The following is a 6,535-nucleotide window of genomic DNA, read 5'->3' as shown; positions in this document are numbered from 1 at the left end:
ACGAACTCGATGCCTGCGTCCACTGACTCGGGCCGTCCCCGGAACGTGCTGGAACGCGCGTACATGACTTTCCCTTCCGCCGGGTTGCGTCCCTTGGTCGTCCAGCCTTCTCCCCGGCCCACGGGCAGACAATGGCCACCGCGGGCGGGTCCGAGAGGACTACTCGAGGCGCCGTCCAGGGGCGAGGCCCGGCCCAGTACGCTTCCGCGGTGCTTCGAGGTCTTGCCCTGGTCCTGCTCGTCTGCGGTCTCGGCCTGGTCGGGCCCACGCCCGCGCAGGCGGCCGTCACCCTCACCGTCCGGACGTCCGCGACCACCCTCGACGAGGGCGACCGCGTCACCTTGGCCGGCACCGCGCGCGGCGCCCGCCCCGGCAGCACCCTCCACCTGCAGCGCCGCGTCGGCGACGGCTGGCAGACGGTCGCCTCGCGCACGGTGACGGAGACGCGGAGGTACTCCTTCGCGGTCACGCCGCCCCGTGGCCGCCCGGCCTACCGGGTCGTCAAGCCGCGCGGGCTCGGCCAGGCAGCCGCCACCAGTGAGACCGTCCGACTCACGGTGCGCTGGCAGCCCACCCTGACGACGAGCACGACCTACCGGCTCGACGACCAGCAGCGCTCGGTCACGCGCATCAGGCTCGACCACACCGGGCTCGGGGGCGTCACCGTCACGGAACGACGGCTCGAGGCCGACAACGGCTCGGGAGTCAGCTCGTGGGTGGCGACCGGCCGCACCATCACCCTGCCCCAGTCGGGCTCCATCGCCGTCGACCGCGTCCGCGAGGCGCGCGGCAACCTCTTCGCGTACGACGCCCCGGCCCTGGGGGCGCGGAAGGCGGCCTCGTCCGACGCGGCCCGGGTCGACGTCGCACCCGTCCGCTACGAGCTCACCTCGGGACCGCTGAGGCTGCGCGACCTGCGGATGGGGACCACGGCCACGGTCACCTTCGACGGCGTCGCCGGACAGCTGGTCGGCATGGCCTACGGCAACGTGGAGCCGGCGGAGGCCGAGGACGACCTGCTGTTCTCGTTGCACGGCCCCAATGGTCGGCCTCTGCCCCACGGCTCGTTCGGCACCCAGTCGTCCGACCTGCGCTACGGGACGCAGACGGTCCGCCTGCCCCAGACCGGGACCTACCGGCTGGACGTGAGGCGCTACAACTCCAACGCCCCCGACGTGGAGTCGCTGGACGTGTGGATGTCCACGCCGAAGGTCGTGCAGACCGACGACCCGGAGCACCGCATGGCTCCGCTGTCCGCCGACTGGCCCGGCCAGGGCGTCCTCTACCGCTTCCCGGTCAGCGCCGCCGAGCTCGTGGTCCAGTCGGACGACTACGGGTCGCCGGACGACCAGCGCCTCGACGGGTGCCCCGGGCACCGCTCGTTCTCGGTCGACGGCACGCCGATCTCGCCGTGGGAGCTCGGCGAGGGCTTCTACGGCGACCACGAGTGGGGGCTGCTCAGCCCGAGCGACGGCACGCTGTCAGCGCTGTGGACGCCGTGCGTGGGTGCGGTCCCCCTCAGCGAGGGGAGCCACATGCGCACCCACCGGGTGGAGACCGCCGACATCACCCTCGGCGGCGAGTCGGCAGGGCTGACCAGCCCCGGCGACATGGGCGACCGGATCCGCTTCCGGTTCACCGGTGAGGCGGGGCAGCGGATCGAGTTCTTCCACGAGTACGCGCCCAGGGAGCGGGTGTGCTGCCCGTACCTCTACACCGATGACGGCTCCTACGTGGCGCCGGGGTCCGACGGGACGACGTACACGCTGCCGGTGACCGGCACCTACCACCTGCTGTTCGGCCGCGACACCGGTACCCGCACCATCGGGGTGCGCGAGGTGCGCGGCAACTAGCTCTTTTCGCGCACCGGGCTCGCGGCGCTGTGGTCGTTCGGGGGTTCTGGTGCGGTCCGGCCTGTGCTTGGATGCCTGTCATCCAGGGCCATCCGGCCCCGGAACTTTTCGTGGGATCGACCTCGCTTCCGGACGGTCCTGCTCTCGGGACAACGGAGGCTCGATGAAGTACACGCACGTCCTCGGCGGCCTGGCGGCCGCCCTCGTCATTGCCACCGTGGCACCGGCCGCGGCGCACGAACCCTGGGACGACGGCAGCGTCCCGCCGCCCCCACCGGCCAGCCCGGCCGACGGCGTGAGCGGCAACATGCACCTGCTCAGCACCAGCGAGCACCGCGGCGGCGTCAACTCCGACCTCGCCTTCAAGGGCACCCTCGCCTTCGCCGGCCACTACGGCGGGTTCCGGGTCATCGACCTCGCGGACCCCGGCAGCCCCGTCGAGGTGGCCGACGTGCACTGCAACGGTCCGCAGGGTGACGTCACCGTCCACGGCGACCTGCTGTTCCTCTCCGTCGACACCCCGCAGTCCACCGTGGGCTGTGCGGGTTCCCGGAACGTGACCGCCAGGACCGAGGGCGCCTTCGAGGGCATCCGGGTCTTCGACATCAGCAACCCGGCGAACCCGGTCTTCCTGCAGGGCATCCGCACCGACTGCGGCTCGCACACCAACACGCTGGTCCCGGCCGGGGGCGACAAGGCCTACCTGTACGTCGCGTCGTACCCGCTGTCCGCGAGCGGCATCGGGCCCGACTGCCAGGCGCCGTTCGAGAAGATCTCGGTGATCCAGGTCGACGGGACCAACGCCGTCGCCGGCCTGTCCGCCCGGGTGGTCGCCGAGCCGACGATCACGGGCATCGACATGTTCGGGGCGGCCTACGGCGCCACGCCGTTCTTCGCCTGCCACGACATCACCGTGCTGTCGCCGACCAAGACGGCCGCGGCCGCCTGCCTGTCGCAGGGACAGCTGTGGGACATCTCCGACCCGCTGGCGCCCCGCGTCACCGCCAACATCGACACCCCTGACGTCGACATCTGGCACTCGGCCGCCTACAGCCCGGACGGCGAGCTGGTCACCTTCGGCGACGAGTACTTCGGCACCCCCAAGGAGCCGTACGGCGCCCTCTGGACCTACGCGGTGGCCGACCCGGCGACGCCGCTGAGCCACTACCGGATCCCGCGCGCCGAGCCGAACACGTACCACAACTTCAACTACGTGCCGCTGCGCGATCGCTACGTCCTGGTCTCCTCGGCCTACGGCTCCGGCACCTCGGTCGTCGACCTGACGAAGCCGACGGCACCGAAGGAGATCGGCTACTACGACATGCAGTCCAACGCCTGGTCGACCTACTGGTACAACGGCCTGATCGTGGCCAACGACATCTCCCGTGGCCTCGACACCCTCCGGCTCAGCGACCAGCGGGTCTCGGGTGCCCGGAAGCTGCCGATGCTCAACCCGCAGACGCAGGACTACCTGCTCTGAGCCGAAGCGCGCAGGGGCCCGTCGCTGCAGCGGGCCCCTGTTGCGCTCCAGGCTCGTGGTCGACGTGCCTGGATCTCTGCCCTGTTTCCGCTTCTTCCCGGTCGATCGGGACTCGGGACCCATGTGCTGGGTGGGTCACGCAGTGGACTCTGGTCTCGATCAACCAGGGTCGATAGCCGCCAAGCCGGTTACGGATCAGGCCCCTGGGACACGGGGAGGTAGCCATGAGAGGTCAGGAAGCAGGTGGCGCACGGCGCCTGGGTCTCGCTGCAGGAGGGCTCGCGCTGGCGGTCGTCGCTCTCACGAGCGCTCCGGCGATGGGGGACATCATCGGCGGTGCCGATGACGACACGATCAGGGGTGGACCGGGCCACAACTGGATCGAGGGTCGTGCTGGTGACGACCGCATCTGGGGCCAGGACGGGTCGGACTTCATCCACGGCAACTCCGGGAGGGATCGCCTGGCCGGTGGCCCCAACCTGGACTTCCTCAACGGATGGGCAGGGAACGACCTGCTCTACTTCGGCCGCGGTTCGGACTACGGCTTGGGCATGGGCGGCAACGACCAGCTCCAGGGTGGCCCGGGTTTCGACAGGCCGCTCGACGGCGGTCCCGGGCGTGACCGCGTCCGGGGTGGCTCAGGCAACGACAAGCTGCTCGGCCAGCGGGATCGTGACCTGATCTGGCCGGGCCCCGGCACCGACGATTCCGGGGGCGGGGCAGACAATGACCGATTCTTCCTGCGCGTCGACGACGCCCCCGACAAGGTGAACTGTGGAACGGGAACCGATCTCGTGGCGTACGCGGGCCAGCAGGAGGGGGCCGACACACTGAGCGGTTGCGAAAGGGTCTGGACAAATGTCACGACTCCCGCGTGCGTCACCGGGGACGAGTGGGATCGAACAGTGGTGGGCATGCGGAAGGCGCGCGTTCACCGGATCTTCGAGACCGTGGGCCAGTTTGCCATTCGACGCACGCCCACGGACTTCGGGCGCATGTATCTGCAGTGCCAACCCGACCGTCCGCGTTGGGAGTGCTACGCCGACCTGGACTTCGGGGTCGACGCGGCCGGCGTCAGCCGGGTCGCCGCCAAGGCATGGGGCAGCATTTGCTGGACGGTATGAGAGTTCCAGCGCGGCGGCAAGGGCTGACCGGGGTGGGTCATGGAGGGCAGACAGTTGGGCGCACCGGACGACAGGGCTGTACATCGACACCGTTCGAGAAGCCGGAGATGCTGCGCGGCGGTCGTGATCGCCGCGGCACTGGCGACGGGAGCAGCGCCTGCGCCCGCGCCGCTGGCGGCCGCGGCGCCGTCGTGTCAGGGAGCCCCGGCCACGATCGTGGGTGCCCCCGGCCAAAGAAGGCTCACAGGCACCGACGGGCCGGACGTCATCGTCAGCAACGGAGCGGAGGCGATCCGCGCGCTCGGCGGGGATGATCGAGTCTGTCTGACCAGCGCTCCCAGGGACGGCAGCTTCTTCTTCGAGGCCGGCGACGGGGACGATCGGGTGGTCCTCGACACCAACACCGAGGCGGCCGTGGTCGGCGTATTGGGGGCGGGCAACGACTTCTACCGAGGAGGTGACGACGTCGAGCAGATCAGGGGAGGTGAGTCGGGCGACTTCGCTGGCGACGGCACCGACACGATTTTCACTGCCGGTGGCCGCGACGTCGTGCAGGTAGGGGAGGCGGCCACCCCCGTGCGCGACATTGTTCGGCTCGGAGGCGGCCGCGACGAATTGTCCGTTGGCGGCACTCCCGGACCGGGCCACCGCTTCCGGGGAGGAGCGGGCCGGGACTGGCTCGGCGTGACTCTGGCCCCGAGCGGTGACTGGGTCATCGACAACCGTCGGCAGGTTGCACGCCTCAACGGCACGAGCGTGGTGAGCTGGAGGGCGTTCGAGCGGTTCGCCGTGAGCGGTCCGCGATCGAACACCTACCGGTTCCGTGGCTCGCAGGCCAGCGAGCGAGTCGAGATCGCCCACTTGTTGACGGCTTCGATGGGCGCGGGCAACGACACCGTCGTGAGCTATCCGGGGGGCGCCCCTGGCGTGCCTCTGTTCCGCGGCGGGGTCGGCATCGACACCCTCGTGGCGTGGGCCTGGGCGCGCCCGATTCGCGGCCACGTGCCGACAGGACGCATCGACGTAGCGAAGGGCGGATCAGGACCAGAGCGGACTTTCACCGCGTTCGAGGCCCTGGCCTTCGGGGGCACACGAGCGACCTTGATCGGTGGTCCTCGGGCCGACCGTCTCCACGCATACGGCTGTGTGACGACCGTGGAAGGACGCGGCGGTGACGACGTACTCGAGTCCGGCGTCATCGGCGATGACGACAGCTTTCTCGACTGCCTGAGAAGCGCCACGCTCCTCGGCGGGCCGGGTCACGACCGGATGCTCGGCTACGACACGCCGGACGTCCTCAGGGGCGGACCGGGCCGCGACCGCGCCGACGGCGCCGGTGGCCGGGACCTGTGTGACGCCGAGGTGCGGATTCGATGCGAAACCAGGTGACGCGAGGTTGGTGGAGAGCCGTCGCCCGAGCGTGATCTGGGCGGGACTGCCCCCGAGCGTGCGCGCCTCAACCACAGGAATCAACGCGCCGAAGGGCCTGCCCCGGACGGGTGTGCAGGGTCGGGGTGACCATGGGCGTCCGTGGTCCCGGCCGGCGTGAACTCGTAGCTCCAGCCGCTGCACGGCAGCCGCAGTCCCGGGTCGAGGGCCCAATCACCAAGAGCGGGCACCCACCTGCGCCGGCTGCTCGTCGAGGCCCTGGCGCCACCGCGCCCGGTCGGAGCCGACGTGGTGGGCGCCATGCGCGTCCCGCTTCCAGGGTGCGGGCGTCGGCTCTCTGGGGACCTTGGTCCGACATCGTTCCGGACTGAGTGACCGCTCGACATCGATGGCTCCGGCAGGATCCACCGAGCGGGCTGGACACGGCTTCTCGCGGCAGCCGACTTACACGTCGAGGGTCGCCGCGTCGGTAGCCGGCTGACAGGATCGACCCATGAGCGACGTCCCTGCCACCACCCGCCAGCTGCGCTCCCTCGTCACCGAGGACGGACGGGTCCGGGTGTCCGTGGACACGGTCGACACCCCGCAGCCGCAGCCGCACCAGGTCCTCGTCCGGGTGGAGGCGGCGCCGCTCAACCCCTCGGACCTGGCCCTGCTGCTGGCGCTGGCGGACCCGGGCACCGCCGAGG

Annotated in this window: 5 protein-coding genes; all 5 read left to right on the top strand. The window is 70.8% G+C overall.

Going from position 1 to position 6,535, the window contains the following annotated elements; genetic code table 11:
• The first annotated feature begins 209 nt into the window (after positions 1 to 209).
• Positions 210 to 1,853 (top strand): hypothetical protein, encoded by a 1,644-nt coding sequence (locus VFN12_RS09615; protein ID WP_325118433.1) that lies wholly within the window; start codon positions 210 to 212, stop codon positions 1,851 to 1,853.
• A 163-nt stretch (positions 1,854 to 2,016) separates the two neighbouring features.
• Positions 2,017 to 3,333 carry a hypothetical protein gene (locus VFN12_RS09610; protein ID WP_325118432.1) on the top strand — a complete coding sequence of 439 codons (1,317 nt, stop codon included), beginning with the start codon at positions 2,017 to 2,019 and terminating at the stop codon, positions 3,331 to 3,333.
• A 317-nt stretch (positions 3,334 to 3,650) separates the two neighbouring features.
• A complete protein-coding gene (locus VFN12_RS09605) occupies positions 3,651 to 4,457 on the top strand; it encodes a calcium-binding protein (RefSeq protein WP_325118431.1) in 807 nt (268 codons plus the stop codon).
• Between the two features lie 39 nt (positions 4,458 to 4,496).
• On the top strand, positions 4,497 to 5,846 hold the full coding sequence (locus VFN12_RS09600; RefSeq protein WP_325118430.1) for a calcium-binding protein: 1,350 nt from the start codon (positions 4,497 to 4,499) through the stop codon (positions 5,844 to 5,846).
• A 493-nt stretch (positions 5,847 to 6,339) separates the two neighbouring features.
• Positions 6,340 to 6,535, top strand: a 196-nt coding sequence (locus VFN12_RS09595) for a hypothetical protein (protein ID WP_325118429.1), incomplete at its 3' end; no start/stop codon positions are given.

Source organism: Nocardioides sp., assembly GCF_035703625.1.
Classification (GTDB): Bacteria; Actinomycetota; Actinomycetes; order Propionibacteriales; family Nocardioidaceae; genus Nocardioides.
Note: the sequence above shows the minus strand (reverse complement) of the source record. Positions and strands in the feature narration are given on the sequence as shown.